Genomic DNA, 20,266 nt, shown 5'->3' with positions numbered 1-20,266 from the left:
GATTATTTGGTTTTGAGAACTGGTTTTATTTAAAACTAGCAGGGTCTTTTGTCTTAAAAACAATTAGTATTCCAAAAGCTTAGAGACTTTCACTTTAAATCTTTCTAAAGGTAAAAACTGTTTCTCCAGATTCGAGGCAAAAGGTACAGGAGTGTCCAAACTTCCTTCTCTCATCACGGGTGCATCTAAGAACTCAAAACAGTTTTCTGATATCCACGAGCATATCTCGGCCCCAATTCCCCCGGTAAGGCAATCCTCTTGAAGGAAGATCACTTTTCCAGTTTTTTTAACTGTTGCTGCTACTGCTTCCTTATCCCAAGGTAAGAGCGTTCTCAGATCCAGAATGTCTGCAGAAATACCTAAATCTTCCACTGTTTTCTTTGCCCAGTGCACTCCCATGCCATAGGTAATTACAGATAGTTGATTTCCTTCTTGTGCCAAAGCTGCTTTGCCAATCTCTACCGTGTAATATTCATCGGGAATTTCTGCACTTATGGATCGATACATTCCTTTATGTTCAAAATACAAATAGGGATTTGGATCCTCGAATGCTGCATTGAGCAGCCCCTTGGCATCATATGGATTAGAAGGATAGACGATTTTTAGCCCAGGGGTATGGAAAAACCAAGCTTCATTTGATTGGCTATGAAAAGGTCCGGCCGCCATCCCTGCGCCAGTAGGCATTCGGATCACCACATCTGCCTGCTGTCCCCATCGGTAATGGATCTTGGCTAGATTGTTTACGATTTGGTTGAAACCTACCGAGACAAAATCGGCAAACTGCATTTCCACCATTGCTTTGAAGTCTTTGATGGAAAGCCCAAGGCCAGCCCCGATGATTGCACTTTCACAAAGCGGTGTATTTCTTACGCGATCGGCTCCAAACTTTGCCTTAAATCCATCTGTGATTTTAAAAACTCCACCGTACTCACCAATATCCTGCCCCATCAAAATGAGATTAGGGTACTTTTCCATGGATTGTCTTATCCCATCGGAAATAGCATCTACCATTCTTTTTTCTGATTTCAAGGTTGAATCTGATGGTGATATAGTCTTCTGGGAAAAAGGCGCGTAGACATCTGCCAATTCTCCTTCTAAGGATGGCGAGATATCTGCTTCCGCAAACGCTAGCTCCAGACCATCATTGATCGCTTTTTTTATCTTTTGATTGATCGTGGATTTTTTCTTTTCATCCAGCAATCCAATTTCTTCAAGAAAGCGCTCGTAATTTTCAACTGGGTCTAATTTTCCCCAGTCTTCCATAAGCTCTTTTGGGACATATTTGGTACCTGAAGCTTCTTCGTGTCCTCGCATTCTAAAAGTGATCGCCTCAACTAAAACTGGACGGGGATTTTCCCGAATATCTTCTGCCAAAGTTTTGATGGCATCATAAACTTCCAAAACATTATTGCCTTGGATCCTAATCGCTTCCATGCCATAGCCTGGGCCTTTATCTGTAAAATGTTGGAAGGCAAACTGCTCTTCACTGGGGGTAGAAAGTCCGTAGCCATTATGCTCGATTACAAAAATCACTGGAAGTTTCCAAACCGCAGCCACGTTTAATCCTTCGTGGAAATCTCCCTCAGAACTCGCTCCATCCCCGGAAAATACCAAGGTGACTTTTTTCTCTTTCGAAAGCTTACTTGCCAAAGCAATCCCATCTGCAATCGCTAACTGAGGCCCCAAATGAGAAATCATCCCAACCACATGATGTTCAATACTCCCAAAATGAAAGGAACGATCCCGACCTTTCGTAAAGCCAGAAAGCTTTCCCTGAAACTGTGAGAAAAGTTTTGCCAAAGGCATTTTTCTTCCTGTAAAAATCCCCAAGTTTCTATGCATCGGTAAGATGAATTCATCTTCCAGCAAAGCATTTACTGCACCGATTGAAATGGCTTCCTGACCCCACCCGCTAAACCATTTGGTGATTTTACCCTGACGAAGGAGAATCAGCATTTTTTCCTCAATTCGGCGAGGCATTACTAGTGATTCGTATAATTCCAGAAGTTTTTTATCGGAATAATTCTTCCTATCAAAAGTCAAAGTGCTGTGATGTTTTTGGGCTGTTTCCATAGAAGGAGGATTTCCTTTCTAAGGTACAGGAAGCAAAGAACTCCCCAAAGTTTCTTTGGTGTCAATTGCATAAAAAAATGCCCCGAAAATACTTCGGGGCAGAAAAATAAATGCAAGGAGTTAAAAAGTGTTTGCTGTATGATTCAAAATTAGGGATTGGAATTCTCCGACTGCGAAAAGATGCGTTAAGGTTCTTTTATCAAAAAGTTAAGCAGGTAATTTATAGGTAATATTGACACTGTAAATTCTGGTTTTTTTAAGTAAATACTTGAAATTGAGGTCGAAACTCCCGTGTTTTTAGATAACATTTCGCAGAAACTTGATTGTTTGATTTATTTAACGAATTGCCTCATTAACTTAGCCGAAACCCATGAAAACCTTCTTTACATCAATTTTTGCTCTTTTATTGATCAGCTTTTCTTTGAATTCCTTTGCGCAGCAAAAAAGGAAAACCCTTGTTGAAATTCGCGGCGATCAATTTTTTATCAATGACAAACCTACGTATCCAGGCAGATATTGGAAGGGGAATAAGATTGAGGGACTGCTGATGAATTCAAGGATGGTTCAGGGGATTTTTGATGATCTCAATCCTGAAACCGTCAAAAACTGGGAATATCCTGATACCAAAGCCTGGGATGCAGACAGAAATACAGCCGAGTTTATTGCCCAAATGCCAAATTGGAAAGCTCATGGATTGCTGTCGTTTACTATTAATCTGCAGGGAGGAAGTCCTTTTGGTTATTCACAAGGTCAACCTTGGATCAATTCGGCATTTACGGAATCAGGAGAAATCAGGGAGGATTATTTTCAAAGGCTCGAAAAAATATTGGATAGGGCAGATGAATTGGGGATGGCACCAATTGTAGGATTCTTTTATTTCGGACAAGATGAGCGATTTACTGATGAGAAAGCTGTAATCCGTGCGGTTGAGAATGCAGTGGATTGGATTCTTGAAAAAGGCTATACCAATGTCCTGATCGAGGTAAATAATGAATGCAATGTGCGATATGATCACGAAATTCTTCAGCCAGAACGGGTTCATGAATTGATCAATTTGGTTAAATCCAAAGAGAAAGATGGTAGACGCTTATTGGTAAGCACTAGCTATGGTGGAGGAGCAGTGCCAAAAGAGAATGTGGTAAAATCCTCAGACTTTATTTTGCTTCATGGAAATGGCGTGAAGGATCCTCATAAAATTACTGCGCAAGTGGAAGCGACCAGAAATGTGGCTGGGTATTCGGGGCAACCGATTCTCTACAATGAGGACGATCATTTCGATTTTGATCAGGAACTGAATAATTTCACAGCTGCTACTGCGGCTTATGCTTCTTGGGGATTTTTTGACTATCGAATGAAAGATGAAGGATTTGAGCAAGGATACCAAAGCGTACCAGTTGACTGGGGAATCAATTCAGACAGGAAAAAAGGGTTTTTCAATCTTCTCAAAGAAATTACTGGGTACTAATGAATTTAAGATCTTAAAATAATTGGTTTTGTCACTTAGGTAAAGGGATGGATTCTTTACCGCAAAGTCGCAAGGGGCGCAGAGGAGTATCGCAAACTTATTGATTTGATTCTATAATTTATTGACAACTCTTTTTAGGCCATCAGTCATTTTTGGAACATTAAAGTTTAATAATAATCCAAGCCTTAAATCTGAAAGCTTTAAATAAGTGAGGATTTGCGCTAAATGGATGTCTAAAAATCCATCAACGGATTTGATTTCAATTATCACTTTTTTATTAACAAGTATATCTATTCTATGTCCAGCTTCTAGGTTAAGGTCTTTATAAATCACAGGAAGTGCTATCTGTGTTTCTACCTCAAGACCGCGTAGCCTTAACTCATAAGCTAAACATATTTCATAACTACTTTCTAAAAGACCGGGACCAAGTTGTTTATGAACTTCAATCGCTGAACCTATTATGATTGATGAAATTTCATTTTCAGTCATTTGATAAAAAAATAGTGAAACTAAATATACTTCTAATAGTCTATTTATAAAACAGAATTTCGGAGACTATTAAGGGGAAATTGCGATTTATTAGTTTCGTTTAAATTGTTTATAAGCTCTTTAGTTTATAGGAAAAGTTTCTAGAAATTATTTAAAAAATCCTTGGCGTTTTTCTTTGAGTGCTTTGTGGCTTTGCGGTGAAAAAATAAATTCATGATAATCTCATTTTGAAGGGGATTCATGGTCAACCTCATGATTTTATTTTTGAATTTCTAATTTTTAATTTCAAAAAATTAGGAACCTACTTTTTTCCCTACCTTTGCAGCCTTAAAAAGCAGGAATTCCGTGAAAGCAAGAACGTTAAAGAAAGACAAGGTCAATATTATCACCATGGGTTGCTCCAAGAATCTCGTAGATTCGGAAGTGCTTCTCACCCAGCTTAAAGGAAATGGTATCAATGCCAGCCATGAGTCTGGTGCGGATGATAATAACATCATTATCATCAATACTTGCGGTTTTATCGATAATGCAAAGCAAGAGTCTATTGACACAATTTTGCAGTATGTCGATGCCAAAGAGCAGGGGTTGGTGGATAAAGTCTATGTGACTGGTTGTCTTTCTCAACGCTACAAAGACGATCTGGAAAAGGAAATCCCTCAGGTTGATGCATTTTTTGGGACACGTGATTTGCCGGCTATTTTGAAGAAATTCAAGGCTGATTACAAGCATGAATTGGTTGGAGAGCGTTTGTTGACGCACTCTTCTCATTATGCTTACATGAAAATTTCTGAAGGTTGTGATCGACCTTGTTCTTTTTGTGCGATTCCATTGATGCGTGGAGGACATATTTCCCGACCAATAGAAGAATTGGTGAAAGAAGCAGAACACAAAGCTGCAGGCGGCACGAAGGAGTTGCTTTTGATCGCTCAGGATTCCACTTACTATGGATTGGATATTTATAAAAAGAGGAATCTTGCAGAATTGATGCGTAGGCTATCTGACGTGAATGGCATCGACTGGATTCGTCTTCATTATGCCTATCCAACAGGTTTTCCGATGGATGTGATCGAGGTGATGAAGGACCGGGAGAATATCTGTAATTACTTGGATATTCCTTTGCAGCATGGTTCGACGGATGTGCTGAAAGCGATGCGCCGTGGAACGACTCGCCAGAAACAAGAAGATTTGATTCACAGCATCCGAGACATTTTACCTGACATTGCGATTCGTACCACATTAATAGCTGGTCACCCGGGAGAAGGAGAGAAAGAATACCAGGAAATGGTGGACTTTGTAGAGCGAATGAAGTTTGAGCGTTTGGGCGTATTTACCTATTCTCATGAGGAAAATACCCATGCTTTCTCGATGGAAGACAACATTCCTCAGGAAGTAAAGCAGGAGAGAGCTAATAACCTGATGGAAATTCAGGAGCAGATTTCCTTTGAATTGAATCAGGAGAAAATTGGTAAGACGTTCAAAGTTTTAATTGATAAAAAAGAAGGAGGCCATTTCGTAGGTCGAACAGAATACGATTCAGTAGAAGTGGATAATGAAGTATTGATTGATGCTTCGAAATACTACTGCCGAGTGGGTGATTTTGTAAATGTAAAAGTCACTGATGCAACAGAGTTTGATCTGTATGGAGAGGTGATGGAATAATATGTTGGTTGTGCTGCTTTTTCGAAAGCTGCACTGAAAAATGTAAAATTAGAACTGCTTCTGGAGAAGTAGAATATCTGAGAAAAGAAGCTAACTCCTTATTGAATTTTAGATTTCTCAAAATTTTATATTGTATCCTAAGTTGAGTCCAAATTGTTTGATGGATCCTGTGTGAGTTCTGTATAAAAGGCTCCTTTTTGAACCGACTTGGAATCTATAAAAGGGTTGAAGGGATATCCCGGAAGCTCGGGAGAAATTCAATTGGAGTAAAGGAGAAACAAAAAAACTGTACTTTTTCCCAAATGGTACAAATCCATCGGAGTTCTCAGTTATTTGTTTAAATTCAGGATTTGAGCTGGGAGCTTGGTAAGTTGTGTTTAGATTTACTTCAGAGTCAAGCCAGATAGTTTTTATGATTCCAAAATCAAATCCAATTTCAAAGCTTGATATCGTTTTTTTGTAACCCAATAAAATAGGTAGATCAATTTGGCGAATATTATTTTTGAAATTCAAGAAATAACCGGTGTTATTATCAAGGTAATTCGACCAAATGCTGAAATTCATATTTGTCCAGAATAAACCTGTTTTGACAGACCAAGGTTTGTCTTCTTTAATTTGCCAACTCAGAAGTATGCCATAATTAAATGATTCTCCTGAATTATGATCCAAATCCATAATCACCACCTTATCGTCGGGGAGAATAAATTGGGCATTTGAGTTGATTCTTGGCCTTGTTGAATTCCAGCCTGCAGAAAGTTGAATTTCGGAAAGCCCCTGTGAAAATGAAATAGAACTGAGAGTACAGAGAAAAAAAAGTAATGGGAAGATTTTCTTCATTAGGTATCGAATAATTTATAGTGGGTTCAATTTATTTCTAAATTAACTTTTTAATTCAGGTCTGACAAATCTGTTGAATCCCGTGCATCATGGATTTTGAAGGTATTCAGGGAAAAATCAAAGTAGAATAACCACCTATAAGTTCTGTTTTGATGGTTTGCATGCTGTTTCAATTGAATCAAATCATTTCTTTGAACAGAAGCTTCATTATATACATCAAAATCCTGCTGAGGCATTGATTGTAGAAGAGCCTGAAGAATATTTGTTTAGCTCTGCGAGAGATTATGCAGGTAGAAAATGTTTGGTAAAAGTAGAATTGTATTAGTTCTTTGGGTCCTGCTTCTGGAGAAGCAGGTCAACTGTAGAGTGCTATGCAACTTCTCCAGAAGTAGCATTAAAAAACATGATAAGATGTTGATTTTAGTCGGTTTAATTATGTTTGGATTGGGAGTTTATTTATACCGAAAGATAATTCTTCCAGATAAAGTGGGCTTTCACAAGTTTAATTTCAATCGCAAATTTAGGAGAAATGCTTTTGTTTACGCTTTGTTAATGGTGGGTGCAATTATGGTTATGAGAGATTTGATCATTTGGATTTGGTTTTAGGTTCTTTTTAGTGCTGCTTCTCCAGAAGCAGCACAACTATAATAAGTCCTGCTTCTGGAGAAGCAGGATAACTCAGTAAACCAGCTTTTATTTTTTGGGGGATATAGATGGTATTTGCTGGCGAAAAAAAAGCAATAGTTTGATTGACAGAAAGATAAACCTTCTTTTAAGGATGTCGTTGATTAATGTTAAATTGTTTTTTTTTTTTATTACAAAAGAAATTTCCCATGTTAGCCTTAGCATTTACTCTTTTATTTAGCTTTTTCTTGAATACGGAAATTGAGCTGAACTATTATTATTTTGGAAATTCGGATCTTGTTGGAGTAGGGAATATTGAGAATGGGAAGAAATCCGGCGAATGGCGAGTTTATTCTAAAATCAATCCTGATCATTCCAATCAATCCACTTTTGAGGCGGTAGACCCTGAAACCTTTAAAAGACTTTTTAATCAGGAGCTACCTGTTTATATTATCTATTTTTCAGAAGATTTGCCTAATGGGATCTTTCAGGAAAATTACCCAACTGGAAGCATTAAAACCCTTGCTACTCTTGAAAATGGTAAGTTGGATGGCGATTTTAAAGAGTTTTTTGAAAATGGGGAGAAAAAGTACTCCGGTCAATATGAAGACGGTAAAAAGGTTGAAGAATGGCAGGAATATTTTGAATCTGGTCAGATAAAATCAACCATAGCATACAAGGATGGATTGGCTAATGGAAGTGCACTTTATTATTATCCCGATGGCAATTTGGAATTCAAGTTGTCTTATTCTAAAGGTGAAATCGATGGATTATATGAAGCTTATTTTACTGATGGAGATTTAAAAGAAAAAGGGATGTTCAAAAATGGATTTCCCGAGGGCGAGTGGATCAGTATTAACTCTGATAGAAAAACTAAGCTTAAAGGAAATTATTTGGGAGGTATTCGCTCCGGTGAATGGCAAGAAATTTTTGAGATTTTGCCTGGATATTCCCGTCAAGGGAACTATCATAATGGGTTAAAAGAAGGTGATTGGTTGGTAATCGACGAAAAAGGGAATCATGTCCAAACTGAAAATTACCTAGAAGGAAAGTTGGCTTCAGTGATAGAGGTTCAAAATGCAGATCAATTAAAAAATCAGCAAATTTTGAAAAAAGGAAATGGCCAACGCATAATTTTTGACGATCAGGGATTTGTCTTGGCTAAGGGAAAGGTTTTAAAAGGGGAGAATAACGGAAACTGGTCTTATTATTTTCCCAACTCAAACCGTCTTGCATCTTCAGGGAAATTGCTTGGAACCAAAAGGGTCGGAGTCTGGAAGTTTTACAATTTTCAGGGAGAAGTGATTGATGAAATAGAATACAAAGAAAAGCCTCAATCTGGTCATGATTTAAATGGTGTGGGGACACCTAATTACTATCGATTAAACCCAGCTACTAATCATGATGCTTTGGGGTCTGCTTACGAGAAATTCTATCCCTTTAACCAATATAGAATTGGTAACTAATTTCCGTTTTAAATTTTCTGTGATTGATCACATTCATTCTATTTTTGCCCTTTCACCCGATCTGCCTAATTTAGCATTCTAAAATCACCCGAATGCAATTGATCGAAGTTACCACGCCTGCCCATCAGAAAGAATTTATCGAGATGGCTGTCAGGTTATATAAAAACGAAAAGAACTGGATCAGGCCACTTGACGCAGATATCGAGGGGCTTTTTCATAAAGAAACCAACAAACTTTTTAGAAACGGTGCCAAAGCAAAACGCTGGTTGCTTGAAAATGATAAAGGGGAGACAATTGGCCGAATAGCCGCTTTTATCAATCCTAAAATGAAAGAAAAGCAACCCACCGGTGGCTTAGGTTTTTTTGAGTGCATCAATGATCAAGAAGCGGCATTTTTACTTTTTGATACTGCAAAGGCATGGCTTGAAAGCGAAGGAATGGAAGCCATGGATGGGCCGATCAATTTTGGGGAGCGTGACAAATGGTGGGGGCTTTTGGTGGATGGATTTACTGAGCCGAATTATAATATGCCTTGGAACTTTAAGTATTACCAAAAGTTTTTTGAGGACTATGGGTTCCAGATTTACTTTAAGCAATTCACTTACGCCAGAAATGTGCAGAATGTCGGTTTTGATGAGAAACTCATTGCCAGGGCGAATGTGATTCTTGCAAATCCAGATTATGAATTTCGCTACATCAAAGGCAAGGAACTGAAGGAGAAAGCTCCCGAATATTTCATGACCACTTATAATAAAGCTTGGTCCAGGCATATGGGAAAAACGCTTTCATTGAAAGAAGCCCAGATGATGTTTGCCAAAATGAAACCGATCATCGACCCAAAGTTGATTTATTTCGGGTTTTACAAAGGAGAACCGGTTTCTATGTTTATTCAAATACCTGAAATCAATCAGCTTTTTAAACATGTCAATGGAAAGATGGATTTGCTTGGCAAATTGAAATTCCTTTGGTACAAAACATTTTCTCCACCTAATAAAATGCTGGGGTTGGTGTTTGGTGTGGTACCTGAGCATCAGGGCAAAGGTGTCGAATCTGCCATGGTGGTAGAATATGATAAAATGAGTGGGAAATCAGACTTTCAATATAAAACGATCGAGATGAACTGGATCGGTGATTTTAACCCAAAGATGATGCGTGTTTGCGAGCAGCTTTTGGCAAAAATCTATAAAACTCATCACACCTATCGCTATTTATTTGATCGGGAAAAACCTTTTGAAAGACATAAGATATTTGATTAACGAAGTACAAATGATGAAATACGAATTACGATTTACGAGATTATCTTGAACCTCGAACCTGATTTTCCCAATTGAAATCAAAGGAATGAATTTTCGAATATCTAACATCGAATAATGAAGTTAAACATGTCTTTCTAACCAACTTTACAACTTTAAAACTTTACAACTTTCCAACTATTATAAAATGAAAAAGTACGACGTGACAGGCATAGGCAATGCCTTGGTAGATATAGAGTTTAAAGTCAACGATCAGTTTTTTACAGACAACGGTGTAGAAAAAGGATTGATGACTTTGGTAGACGAGGATCGCCAAAATGCCTTAATGAATGTCATCAATGCCGAAGAAGCTAAAAAACAATGTGGAGGTTCTGCTGCGAATTCCATCATCGCTGTTAGTCAATTTGGAGGGAACTCTTATTATTCCTGCAAAGTGGCAAATGACGAAATGGGGCATTTTTTCATGAATGATATGAAGGCTGCTGGAGTAGCTCACAACCTGAATGAGCAGCAACTTGAAGCTGGTATTACCGGGAAATGCCTGGTAATGGTAACCGAAGATGCGGAAAGAACAATGAATACCTTTCTGGGCATTACTTCCACTTATTCCATCAAAGATGTGAATGAATCCGCCATTCTTAACTCTAAATATTTGTACATCGAAGGTTATCTGATCACATCAGAAAATGGGAAAGAAGCGATGATGCATGCAAAGAAAATTGCTGAGGAAAACGGTGTGAAAGTCGCTTTGACTTTTTCAGATCCAGCGATGGTGAAATATTTCAAGGAACCAATGTCTGAGGTTGTGGGAGCAAGTGTAGATCTGCTTTTTGCCAATGAGGAAGAGGCGATGATTTATACCGGCAAAGATAATTTGCTAGAAGCGAGAGAAGAGCTGAAGAAAGTTGCCAAGCATTTTGTGATCACACAGGGTAAAAATGGAGCGATGATTTTTGATGGAGATACTTTCATTGATATAGAGCCTTACGAAACCACTGCAGTGGATACCAATGGTGCAGGTGATATGTTTGCTGGAGCATTTATCTATGGAATTACGAATGGCCATAGCTATGCTTCCAGCGGGAAATTGGCTTCCATGGCTAGCTCAAAAATCGTAAGTCAATTCGGCCCAAGGCTGGAATGGCATCAAGCCAAAGAGATTTTAAACAGGCTAAATCCATAAGCTTTCAAAGCCGAGTTCAGAAATTCTGACTCGGTTTTTTTATTATTATTTAACTTGCCAAATTTCAGATTGTCGCCTATATCTTATTTTTTTAGGAGAAAGTTTTAAATTAAGGCTCTTAAAATGAAATTGTTCAATTAACTGTTCGAAGATGAACATTTAAACAATTTCTAGAATTTCACGATTGAATCAACACACGGAATTAAACAACCCAATCTTTTTACAATGAGAAAAATTACCGCATTAGGTATCATCGCAGGGATGCTGAGTCTTCCTGCTATGGCACAAAAAAAGATCGAATTCAAAGAATTTGATCTAGATAATGGGCTGCATGTGATTATGCACCAAGATCAAAGCACTCCGATAGTAGTGACTTCGGTTCTATATCATGTAGGTTCCAAAAACGAAAACCCAGAGAGAACTGGTTTTGCTCACTTCTTCGAGCATTTAATGTTTGAAGGTTCTGAGAATATCGAGCGAGGACAATACATGAATATCATCCAAGGCAGAGGAGGAACACTGAATGCCTACACATCCAATGATATTACCTATTACTACGAGTCTTTACCTTCCAATGAATTAGAGTTGGCGCTCTATATGGAAAGTGAAAGAATGCTTCATTCCAAAGTGGATGAGACTGGAGTGGAAACCCAGAGAGAAGTCGTAAAAGAGGAAAGACGTCAGCGTTATGAAAACCAACCTTATGGCACTATTCTTCCTGAAACGCTGAAGCGAGCTTATTCTAAGCATCCGTATCAATGGGCACCAATCGGTTCCATGGAACACTTAAATGCAGCTTCAATTGAAGAATTTCAGCAGTTTTATAAAGATTTCTACGTGCCAAATAATGCTACACTGACTATTGCAGGGGACATTGACTATGCACAGACGGAAGCTTGGGTGAAAAAATATTTTACTGAAATCCCAATGGGCAAAAAAGAGATTTATCGCCCAAATGTAAAAGAACCTAAGAAAACTGAGGAGATCCGAGATGTTATTTACGATAATATCCAGATTCCAGCAGTGATTCAGGCATACAATCTTCCTCCAAAAACGGATGCGGATTCTTATGCTTTGTCAATGCTTTCAACTTACCTGACAGGTGGAGCTTCTTCTTTAATGACCAAAGAGTTGGTAGATAAGCAGCAAAAAGCATTGGTAGTAGCAGCGATTCCATTGGAATTGGAAGATGGAGGGATTTTCATCATGTATAGCATTGCTAACATGGGAGTGGAGCCAAAAGATTTAGAAACTGAAATTGACAAGCTGATCAAGCAGGTGCAAGACGAAGGTTTAAGCGATCAGGATTTCATGAAGTTGAAAAACATCATGGAAAACAACATTGTGAGCAGTAACTCCTCTATGGCTGGTATTGCAGAGAATCTTGCAGAGGCTCACGCGATTTACGGAGATGCAAATTACATCAACAAGGTAATGGATGCATATAGTAAGGTGACCAAAGAAGACATCCAGCGGGTAGCTAAAGAATACCTTGATCTGAAAGGAAGAGTTGTTTTGTATTACTTACCAAAGGCGCAGCAACCAGCTCAATAATTGTTTCACCCAAATACTCAAATTGACATGAAAAAAATAGCAATATCATTTATATTAAGCTTTTTGGTAGCTGTGGTGAGTTATGCACAGCTGGACAGAAGCCAATTTCCAAAGTCTGGTCCTGCTCCTGAAATTAAAATCGGTGAAGCCGAGACTTTTACACTGGACAATGGATTGAAAGTCTTCGTTGTGAAAAACGACAAACTTCCACGAGTATCTTTCACCTTGGTATTAGAAAGAGATCCACTACTAGAGGGAGATAAAGCTGGTTTGACTGGTTTTGTCGGTGAAATGATGACCGCAGGAACTACAAATAGAACCAAAGATCAACTGGATGAAGAAGTAGATTTTATTGGAGCGAGTCTTTCTGCTAGTTCTACCTCGATCTTTGCCTCTTCTTTGAAAAAGCATCAGGCAAAAGTACTGGAATTGATGGCTGATGTACTTTATAATCCTGTTTTTCCACAGGAGGAATTGGACAAGCTTAAAAAGCAGTCTTTGACTGGTTTGGCATCAAGCAAAGATGATCCGGGAGCGATTTCTGCTAGGTTGACTAGCGCTGTTATGTATGGCAAAGACCATCCATATGGTGAAATTGAGACAGAAGAAACAATCAATAACATCACAGTAGCTGATATCAAGAATTACTATGAGACTTTCTTTAAGCCGAATATTGCTTATTTGGCTATAGTAGGGGATATGGACAAAGCAGAGGCAGAAAAAGTAGTTAAGCAATATTTTGCTACATGGAAGCCTGGCGACGTACCAACTTTCACTTATGAAACTCCAAAAAGGCCGGAAACAACTGTGGTCGGTTTGGTAGATAGAAGTTCTTCAGTTCAGACTAATATTAACATTGTTCAGCCGGTAGAATTGAAAATTGGAGATGAAGATTACATTTCCAGCCGATTGGTCAATCAGATTTTAGGAGGAGGATCATCTTCTAGATTATTTATGAATTTGAGAGAAGATAAAGGCTATACATATGGTGCTTATTCTTCTATTTCCTCTGATAAATTGATTGGACAGTTTTCCGCAAATGCAGCTGTAAGAACAGAAGTGACAGATTCGGCAGTTGTTCAGTTTATTTATGAATTGGATCGTTTGGTGAAAAGTGGCGTGACCGAAGAGGAACTTGAAAAGGCAAAATCCAATCTTGCTGGTTCATTTGGACGATCCCTAGAAAGTCCATCTACCATTGCAAACTTTGCATTGAATACGGAGAGATATAATCTGCCAAAAGATTATTATGCAACCTACCTTCAAAAGATGAATTCTTATACGGTGGAGGATATCAATAAGGCGGCAGTAGATTTGATCCAGCCCGACAAAATGTACATCACTGCAGTTGGAAATGGCTCAGAGATTAAAGATAAGCTAGCTCAGTTTGGCGAAGTTAAAATGTATACTAACATGGGAGATCCTGCCAAGGAAATCCAAATGACTGACGCAAGCATGACCGCTTCAAAAGTCATCGCTAATTATCTTTCTGCAATCGGCGGAGAGGAAGCTGCAAAAGCTATCAAAGCGGCTAAGTTGGTAATGGCGGCTGATGTCATGGGCAATGCAGTAGAAATTGCCATGACTTTTGATGATGCCAATATGAGATTCGGTCAGAAGACCATTGTCATGGGCAACGTAATGCAAAGCTCAACCATGATGGATGGAAAAGGTGTGGTATCTGCAGGTGGTCAAACCATCGATATGACAGACGAACAATACGAAGAGGCAAAAATGAATGCGCTTTTCATTCCTGAAGCCCATTATGAGGTTTTGGGTTATTCTATGGAGCTTGATGGTATTAAAGATGTAGATGGAACCCCAGCTTATAAAGTGATTATTTCAAATCCATCCGGGGCGAAAGTAATTAACTATTATGCTGTAGATTCTGGTTTGAAAATCAAGAATGAAAACGAAAAATCAGGTGATACATTCTATTCTGATTACGAAGAGAAAAATGGAGTCTTGATCCCAATGTCATGGACAATGAAATCTCCTATGTTGCCGGTTCCTTTGGAAGCCAAAATCAAAACTTTAGAAATCAATCCGACCTTGACGGAAGCAGATTTTAAATAATATGAAGGGGGCTAGTTCAAGCCCCCTTTTTTATTTCATCCATTTGACCCGAAATTCTGTTTCGTTTTCAATTTTAATTTTTGGTTCTGGAAAAAATCCCGAACCAAGATCATAACTGTATTTGTGCATAAATCCATTTATTCGTGAAACAGCCAAGTTGATTTTATTTTCAGTTAGTTGAAACTGAACCTGATCGCCAATCATAAGATCGACAAAGGCAGGGGAGTCCTGATGGATTTTGATGATTTTATTATCACTAGTCAAGATACCCAAGGAATTGGCTAATTGATCTGAGTTTTCATTCAATTCAAGTTTCAATCCAAGGGATTTTATTTTTTCGCTAAAAAACGGGATCAAATCCTCATTGCCAGAGATAAATCGTCTGTAGAAATCTTCAAAGATTCCAGAATCAGTCGAATGAGAAATTAATGTCTCCCAAAACGATTCATTGGTATAACCGAATTTAGGTTTACCAAACTTATTCCAGGTAGCCCGCATGACTGAAGTGAAACTGCTTCCCCGCTCCAAAAGCATGATGTCGAGGCAAAAACAAATAAGGCTGCCATGGGAATATATATTCACTTTTCTATCAGGAATACCTTGTTGATAACCATCTAGCCATAGATCATAACTAGATTCTAAAATCGTTTGATTCTTCCAGCCTTGATTGGCAATTTCTTTTTTTAGTGTGTTTTCGATTTGAATCAAAAAAGTTTCCAGTGAAAAAACTCCTGATTTCATCAAATAGTAATCTCCCATGAAGGTGGTAATTCCTTCAAGCATCCAACCCGCTTTGGTATAGTTTTCCTTCGAGAAGTCATAAGGAAGCAATTCCTGTGGTCTGATTCGGCAAACGTTCCAAGCATGGTAGAGCTCATGTGAACTTACGCCAAGGAGTTCTTCCATTTGATTGGGATCCGATAGGCTTTCCGCAGGTCCAAAAGTGATTACAGTACCTTTTTGGTGTTCTACTCCATGATAATGACGGTAAGGAAGGAGTTGGAAAATAAAATGATAAGTTTTCTCAGGGAATTCTCCAAAGTCCTGAATCTGACTTGCAGTGAATTTTTTGAATCGCTCGATGAACAGTTCTGTGTCAAAATGAATTTCTCCTTGGATCCAGATATGGAAGTTGGCATCACCTACTTTGTAATCAAAATGGGAAAGAGAATTGGAGGCTAAAAATGTAGAATCGGCCAACATCTGAAAATTTTCTGCTGTCCAACTGCCAGCAGGATTTACAGGAATTGTACAAACATGTTGCTTGAAAGAAGGTAGGTCTGCCTGAATATTTATGGGTGAATTTTCTAGACCTTTTACCTCAAAACAGCAATTTATAAAGTTGATAGATACCTGTTGATCGTCAATCCATGCTCCTCCGGCATCCATTCTAGAACAGAAAAATTCATAATTGATCAGATATTTTTGATTTTTTTTAGCTTCGAAAGTCCAGCAATCTTTACTTATTTTTCGCCAGTGGATTTTTTCTCCTGTTTCATTTTGAACCCGAAAGTTTCTTAGGAATTGGGCATAATTTGCCAATTGATAGCGCCCTGCGCGCCATGCAGGCAGTTGGAGGCTGATAGGCCCATCAGATGGAGCAGTTAATTCCAATTGAATTTGGAGAAATTGGGAGGCGGGATTGGGACAACTTATTGTATATTTGCACATAGATATCTAATTAGAGTCTAACAAATGTATAGGGTAGGTTTGTATTTCAAAAAATGCTACTTATCTTTGCAGTCCTTTTTGAGGCCTATTCCTCAGAGAGGAAGTCCAGGAAGCAAAAAAGATAAAGATATTCGATCATGAAAAGAACATTCCAGCCTTCTCGCAGAAAAAGAAAAAATAAGCACGGCTTTAGAGAAAGAATGTCTTCTGCTAACGGTAGAAGAGTATTGAAAGCCAGAAGAGCAAAAGGAAGACACAAGTTATCTGTGTCATCTGAAAAGACATTGAAGAAGTAATTCTTTGAGGTAGTTTTCGTATGTTCACATACGGTATTACTCCTTGTGATGAATTATAAACTTCCAAAAAGTGAACGGCTTTATGCCGAAAAAGAAATCAAGGAACTTTTTAACGAAGGTTCCTCTTTTTTTTTATTCCCCTTCAAAGTCCAATTTTTTGTTAAAATGCAAGTGGGGAATGGAACCCCAAAGGTGCTTTTCTCCGTTTCGAAGAAGAAAATCAAAAAGGCCGTAGACCGAAATTTCATCAAAAGAAGGATGAAAGAGGCGTATAGACTTAATAAGCAATTACTTTCGGCTTTGGAAAAGCAAGATGTAAATTTAGGTTTGATTTATGTGGGACCATCAGGAATGGATTTTCACAAAATCGAAGCTAAAATTGTTCTTGTTCTCAATAAATTAGCTGAAATGCTCGACTCAAACCACAAAGAATCATGAATAAACCACTCAAGAAATCCCTCCTGATATTTTTGTTGGGAGCAATCGTCCTATCTGGATTCTTTGCTTTCAAAACCAAGAATGACAAGCTCTTTGCGATAGCAAAGAATATAGACATTTTCGCGACCATGGTCAGGGAGTTGGATTCCTATTATGTGGATGAAATTGATCCGGATGAGTTGGTGACGATCGGCATCAATGCGATGCTTGAAGAATTGGACCCTTATACCACCTATATTCCTGAAGAGGAATCTGCGGATTTCAGAGTGATGACTACCGGTGAATATGGCGGAGTCGGAGCTTTGATTGGAAATAGGGGGGAAGGTAATATCATCGTGATGCCATATACTGGATTCCCAGCCCAATCTGCCGGATTGAAAATTGCTGATGAGTTACTGAAAGTCGATACTGTTTCTGTGGTCGATAAACCGACTTCAGATGTGTCTTCCTTACTAAAGGGGCCGGCAAATACAGAAGTTTTTGTTCAAGTGAAAAGAGGGGATGATACCTTGGGTTTTAATTTGACCAGAAGAAAAATCGTTATCAAGAATGTTCCTTTTTACGGAAAAGTTGATGATCGCACTGGGTATATCAAATTAAGTGAATTTACTACCAATGCTTCTAATGAGGTGAGAAATGCACTTTTGGATTTGAAAGGTCAAGGTATTGAGAGATTGATTTTGGATTTAAGGGATAATCCAGGAGGCTTGGTAAACGAGGCTGCTGAAATTGTCAATTTATTTATCCCTAAAGGAAAAGACATTGTGAAGACGATAGGGAAATTGGAAAATGTCAATTATACCTATAAGACTACTAAAACCCCTGTAGATAAAGAAATTCCATTGGTAGTTTTGATCAATGAGAACTCTGCATCAGCTTCAGAAATTGTCGCAGGTGCTCTGCAGGATTATGACCGTGCAGTCTTGATTGGTAGAAAGTCTTTTGGAAAAGGTTTGGTGCAGACTACTATTCCACTTTCGTACAATTCTCAAATGAAGATCACTACGGCGAAGTATTATATCCCAAGTGGGAGATGTATTCAGGCGATTGACTATACCAAATCAAGAGAAAGTGGAGAGTTGACCTCTGTACCGGATTCATTGAGAAAGGAATTTAAAACCAAGAACGGAAGAGTTGTTTTAGATGGTGCGGGAATCGAACCTGACGAAATGGTGGTTCAAGTAAAATATGCTCCTATCTCCTATAGCCTAGTGGCACGAAGCCATATATTCAATTTTGCAACAGAATATGCTAGGTCACATAAAGAGATTGCTGATCCATCCACGTTTTCAATTTCGGATGCAGATTATGAAAGCTTTAAAAAATGGCTGGACGGAAAAGAATATGATTATAAGACTTATGTAGAAAAGTCTGTGGAGGATCTGACGAAGTACGCTGAGAATGAAACTTATTTCGATGAGATACAATCACAAATCGAAGCTATAAAGGCTAAAGTTCATCATAACAAAGAGCAGGATTTGATAACATATCAGGATGAGATTAGAAAAATCCTTTCTGAGGAAATTGTATCTAGATACTATTTTCAAGAAGGGATGATTGAAGCTAGCCTAAATGGAGATCCTGCTGTTAAAGAAGCATTAACATTTTTGTCTGTTCCTGATAAATTCCAGCAAACCCTTACTGCTTCTAGAAAATAATCGATGGCTTTGATTCTTTCCATAGAGACTTCGACTCCGGTTTGTTCTGTGGCCCTTCATGACAATGGAGAGTTGCTAAGAGTAAAGGAGATTGATCTTCCAGGTGCTCATTCCGAGCGTTTAATTGGATTGATTCAAGAGTTATTGGAAGAGAAGAGTTTGGATGGTAAAGATATTTCCGCTGTAGCTGTTTCAGAAGGACCAGGTTCTTACACAGGATTGAGAATCGGGGTGTCTACTGCTAAAGGCCTCTGTTTTGCGTGGGGCATTCCGTTAATTGGAGTCAGTACATTGGCTGCTTTGGCTAGAGGAGCAAAAAGCAAATTGAACTCTAGTTCGATTGTAGTTTCAATGCTCGACGCGAGAAGGATGGAAGTTTACAGGGAGATATATGATTCCAATTTCAATCCAATTTCAAGTCTGGATTCAGAAGTGATTGATGAAAGTTCGTTTGATTCCTATCTGCAAAAAACCGAAGTGATCTTTATTGGCGACGCAGTTCCAAAAGCTAAAGAGGTGATAATAAATGAAAATGCGGTTTTTTTGGAGGATAGAATTTCCGCCATTCAGGTTGGGGAATTGGCTTGGATAAAGTATCAGAAAAATGAATTTGAGAACCTGGCTTATTTTGTTCCGAATTATTTGAAAGAATTCAAGGTTCTCAAATCGAAAAAGAATCCTTTGTTGATGTCATGAGCGAGATTGTAAATAGAGTTGCCCAGAGTGCTATAGTTTCTTTAGATCTAGAAGAAATCTATCCAAAAGAAGAGCGGATGGTTTTTGATTTGAAGCCATTCCTTTTTCAGGAATTGGTTTTAAGGGAGAAGGATTTTCGAGCTGCATTGAAAGAATTAGACTGGGAGATTTATCAGGACAAATGGGTAGCTATACTTTGTTCCGCAGATGCAATCGTTCCTAATTGGGCATATATGCTAGTGGCAACTTACCTTACTCCAATAGCTAAAGGCTATGCGATAGGTGGTTTAAATGAGTTAGAGGTTATGATTTCAGAAAAATGTCTGGCTGACCTGGACTTAGATCTTTTCAATGACAAGCCTGTAATAGTCAAAGGATGCTCTGATTTTCCCATTCCTTTATTTGCTTATGGGAAGATAGTTTCCTTGGTGCAAAGCCGGGCAAAGACGATCATGTATGGAGAGCCTTGCAGTACTGTTCCTCTCTATAAAAACCAAAGTCTTGATTTTTAATTCGATGCGATTTTTTTGCTAAAAGTTTGTGATTTTCTTGTGTCCAAAGCTTGTGAATTAATAGAAACCATCCTATGTTTGCACTCCGTTTGAGAAACGACTCAAATAACGGTTGAAATCAAAAGCAAAGGCGGGAAAATAAAATTCAAATTTTTTTTATCTGACTATTGGAAGTAAAAAATTACTTCTTACCTTTGCACTCCCATCAGCGATGAAGGGGCAAAAACGGGACGGAAACGGAAGGTTTACCGGATCTGGCAAGAGCCACAAATGCGTGGTATTAAGTTCTTTGAAGTGATGTAAGGCGAAAAAAATA

General features: G+C 38.4%; 17 protein-coding genes. 12 read left to right on the top strand and 5 right to left on the bottom strand.

Going from position 1 to position 20,266, the window contains the following annotated elements:
* Positions 1 to 63 precede the first annotated feature (63 nt).
* On the bottom strand, positions 64 to 2,073 hold the full coding sequence (locus FHS59_RS07485) for an alpha-ketoacid dehydrogenase subunit alpha/beta (RefSeq protein WP_184494543.1): 2,010 nt from the start codon (positions 2,071 to 2,073) through the stop codon (positions 64 to 66).
* A gap of 370 nt (positions 2,074 to 2,443) precedes the next feature.
* On the opposite strand from FHS59_RS07485, the gene FHS59_RS07480 reads away from it, so the two are divergent.
* Positions 2,444 to 3,538: a hypothetical protein gene (locus FHS59_RS07480; RefSeq protein ID WP_184494542.1), complete on the top strand. Its 1,095-nt coding sequence runs from the start codon at positions 2,444 to 2,446 to the stop codon at positions 3,536 to 3,538.
* 111 nt (positions 3,539 to 3,649) lie between these two features.
* Here FHS59_RS07480 and FHS59_RS07475 read toward each other — a convergent pair whose 3' ends face one another.
* Positions 3,650 to 4,027, bottom strand: coding sequence for a GxxExxY protein (locus FHS59_RS07475; RefSeq protein ID WP_184494541.1), 378 nt, complete (start codon positions 4,025 to 4,027; stop codon positions 3,650 to 3,652).
* 345 nt (positions 4,028 to 4,372) lie between these two features.
* On the opposite strand from FHS59_RS07475, the gene rimO reads away from it, so the two are divergent.
* Complete coding sequence (gene rimO / locus FHS59_RS07470) at positions 4,373 to 5,686, top strand: 30S ribosomal protein S12 methylthiotransferase RimO (protein ID WP_184494540.1); 1,314 nt, start codon at positions 4,373 to 4,375, stop codon at positions 5,684 to 5,686.
* A 117-nt stretch (positions 5,687 to 5,803) separates the two neighbouring features.
* Here rimO and FHS59_RS07465 read toward each other — a convergent pair whose 3' ends face one another.
* Positions 5,804 to 6,523 (bottom strand): hypothetical protein, encoded by a 720-nt coding sequence (locus FHS59_RS07465; protein ID WP_184494539.1) that lies wholly within the window; start codon positions 6,521 to 6,523, stop codon positions 5,804 to 5,806.
* 50 nt (positions 6,524 to 6,573) lie between these two features.
* The gene (locus tag FHS59_RS07460; protein WP_184494538.1) at positions 6,574 to 6,759 is read right to left on the bottom strand and encodes a hypothetical protein; all 186 of its coding nucleotides are present in this window, start codon (positions 6,757 to 6,759) and stop codon (positions 6,574 to 6,576) included.
* 597 nt (positions 6,760 to 7,356) lie between these two features.
* Between FHS59_RS07460 and FHS59_RS07455 the strand changes: the two genes are divergently transcribed.
* The 5 genes from FHS59_RS07455 (at position 7,357) to FHS59_RS07435 (ending at position 14,679) form a co-directional block, all read left to right on the top strand.
* Positions 7,357 to 8,613: a toxin-antitoxin system YwqK family antitoxin gene (locus tag FHS59_RS07455; RefSeq protein ID WP_184494537.1), complete on the top strand. Its 1,257-nt coding sequence runs from the start codon at positions 7,357 to 7,359 to the stop codon at positions 8,611 to 8,613.
* A 92-nt stretch (positions 8,614 to 8,705) separates the two neighbouring features.
* The gene (locus FHS59_RS07450) at positions 8,706 to 9,869 is read left to right on the top strand and encodes a hypothetical protein (RefSeq protein ID WP_184494536.1); all 1,164 of its coding nucleotides are present in this window, start codon (positions 8,706 to 8,708) and stop codon (positions 9,867 to 9,869) included.
* A gap of 184 nt (positions 9,870 to 10,053) precedes the next feature.
* Positions 10,054 to 11,049 (top strand): adenosine kinase, encoded by a 996-nt coding sequence (locus FHS59_RS07445; RefSeq protein ID WP_184494535.1) that lies wholly within the window; start codon positions 10,054 to 10,056, stop codon positions 11,047 to 11,049.
* Positions 11,050 to 11,274: 225 nt separating this feature from the next.
* A complete protein-coding gene (locus FHS59_RS07440; protein ID WP_184494534.1) occupies positions 11,275 to 12,603 on the top strand; it encodes a M16 family metallopeptidase in 1,329 nt (442 codons plus the stop codon).
* 27 nt (positions 12,604 to 12,630) lie between these two features.
* Positions 12,631 to 14,679: a M16 family metallopeptidase gene (locus FHS59_RS07435; RefSeq protein ID WP_184494533.1), complete on the top strand. Its 2,049-nt coding sequence runs from the start codon at positions 12,631 to 12,633 to the stop codon at positions 14,677 to 14,679.
* A 30-nt stretch (positions 14,680 to 14,709) separates the two neighbouring features.
* Here FHS59_RS07435 and FHS59_RS07430 read toward each other — a convergent pair whose 3' ends face one another.
* Entirely contained in the window at positions 14,710 to 16,350 is a 1,641-nt protein-coding gene (locus tag FHS59_RS07430; protein WP_184494532.1) for a M61 family metallopeptidase, read from the bottom strand.
* Positions 16,351 to 16,487: 137 nt separating this feature from the next.
* Between FHS59_RS07430 and rpmH the strand changes: the two genes are divergently transcribed.
* The 5 genes from rpmH to FHS59_RS07405 are packed head-to-tail and all read left to right on the top strand — an operon-like array spanning position 16,488 to position 19,950.
* Positions 16,488 to 16,646, top strand: coding sequence for a 50S ribosomal protein L34 (rpmH, locus tag FHS59_RS07425; RefSeq protein ID WP_074226946.1), 159 nt, complete (start codon positions 16,488 to 16,490; stop codon positions 16,644 to 16,646).
* Positions 16,647 to 16,694: 48 nt separating this feature from the next.
* Positions 16,695 to 17,084: a ribonuclease P protein component gene (rnpA, locus tag FHS59_RS07420; protein ID WP_184494531.1), complete on the top strand. Its 390-nt coding sequence runs from the start codon at positions 16,695 to 16,697 to the stop codon at positions 17,082 to 17,084.
* Positions 17,081 to 18,742: a S41 family peptidase gene (locus tag FHS59_RS07415; protein WP_184494530.1), complete on the top strand. Its 1,662-nt coding sequence runs from the start codon at positions 17,081 to 17,083 to the stop codon at positions 18,740 to 18,742. The genes rnpA and FHS59_RS07415 overlap by 4 nt, the downstream gene beginning before the upstream one ends.
* Before the next feature lie 3 nt (positions 18,743 to 18,745).
* Positions 18,746 to 19,438 (top strand): tRNA (adenosine(37)-N6)-threonylcarbamoyltransferase complex dimerization subunit type 1 TsaB, encoded by a 693-nt coding sequence (tsaB, locus tag FHS59_RS07410; RefSeq protein WP_184494529.1) that lies wholly within the window; start codon positions 18,746 to 18,748, stop codon positions 19,436 to 19,438.
* Positions 19,435 to 19,950 carry a DUF2480 family protein gene (locus tag FHS59_RS07405; protein ID WP_184494528.1) on the top strand — a complete coding sequence of 172 codons (516 nt, stop codon included), beginning with the start codon at positions 19,435 to 19,437 and terminating at the stop codon, positions 19,948 to 19,950. The genes tsaB and FHS59_RS07405 overlap by 4 nt, the downstream gene beginning before the upstream one ends.
* Positions 19,951 to 20,266 lie beyond the last annotated feature (316 nt).

The organism is Algoriphagus iocasae, assembly GCF_014206875.1.
GTDB classification, from domain to species: domain Bacteria; phylum Bacteroidota; class Bacteroidia; order Cytophagales; family Cyclobacteriaceae; genus Algoriphagus; species Algoriphagus iocasae.
Note: the sequence above shows the minus strand (reverse complement) of the source record. Positions and strands in the feature narration are given on the sequence as shown.

What these genes read in the sequence shown, in the direction of transcription:
- FHS59_RS07455 (WP_184494537.1), top strand. Translation starts at nt 7,357, where the DNA reads ATGTTAGCCTTAGCATTTACTCTTTTATTTAGCTTTTTCTTGAATACG.
- FHS59_RS07430 (WP_184494532.1), bottom strand. Translation starts at nt 16,350, where the DNA reads ATGTGCAAATATACAATAAGTTGTCCCAATCCCGCCTCCCAATTTCTC.
- FHS59_RS07460 (WP_184494538.1), bottom strand. Translation starts at nt 6,759, where the DNA reads ATGCCTCAGCAGGATTTTGATGTATATAATGAAGCTTCTGTTCAAAGA.
- FHS59_RS07450 (WP_184494536.1), top strand. Translation starts at nt 8,706, where the DNA reads ATGCAATTGATCGAAGTTACCACGCCTGCCCATCAGAAAGAATTTATC.
- FHS59_RS07440 (WP_184494534.1), top strand. Translation starts at nt 11,275, where the DNA reads ATGAGAAAAATTACCGCATTAGGTATCATCGCAGGGATGCTGAGTCTT.
- rnpA (WP_184494531.1), top strand. Translation starts at nt 16,695, where the DNA reads ATGAATTATAAACTTCCAAAAAGTGAACGGCTTTATGCCGAAAAAGAA.
- FHS59_RS07485 (WP_184494543.1), bottom strand. Translation starts at nt 2,073, where the DNA reads ATGGAAACAGCCCAAAAACATCACAGCACTTTGACTTTTGATAGGAAG.
- tsaB (WP_184494529.1), top strand. Translation starts at nt 18,746, where the DNA reads ATGGCTTTGATTCTTTCCATAGAGACTTCGACTCCGGTTTGTTCTGTG.
- FHS59_RS07445 (WP_184494535.1), top strand. Translation starts at nt 10,054, where the DNA reads ATGAAAAAGTACGACGTGACAGGCATAGGCAATGCCTTGGTAGATATA.
- FHS59_RS07405 (WP_184494528.1), top strand. Translation starts at nt 19,435, where the DNA reads ATGAGCGAGATTGTAAATAGAGTTGCCCAGAGTGCTATAGTTTCTTTA.
- FHS59_RS07475 (WP_184494541.1), bottom strand. Translation starts at nt 4,027, where the DNA reads ATGACTGAAAATGAAATTTCATCAATCATAATAGGTTCAGCGATTGAA.
- rpmH (WP_074226946.1), top strand. Translation starts at nt 16,488, where the DNA reads ATGAAAAGAACATTCCAGCCTTCTCGCAGAAAAAGAAAAAATAAGCAC.
- FHS59_RS07465 (WP_184494539.1), bottom strand. Translation starts at nt 6,523, where the DNA reads ATGAAGAAAATCTTCCCATTACTTTTTTTTCTCTGTACTCTCAGTTCT.
- FHS59_RS07435 (WP_184494533.1), top strand. Translation starts at nt 12,631, where the DNA reads ATGAAAAAAATAGCAATATCATTTATATTAAGCTTTTTGGTAGCTGTG.
- FHS59_RS07480 (WP_184494542.1), top strand. Translation starts at nt 2,444, where the DNA reads ATGAAAACCTTCTTTACATCAATTTTTGCTCTTTTATTGATCAGCTTT.
- FHS59_RS07415 (WP_184494530.1), top strand. Translation starts at nt 17,081, where the DNA reads ATGAATAAACCACTCAAGAAATCCCTCCTGATATTTTTGTTGGGAGCA.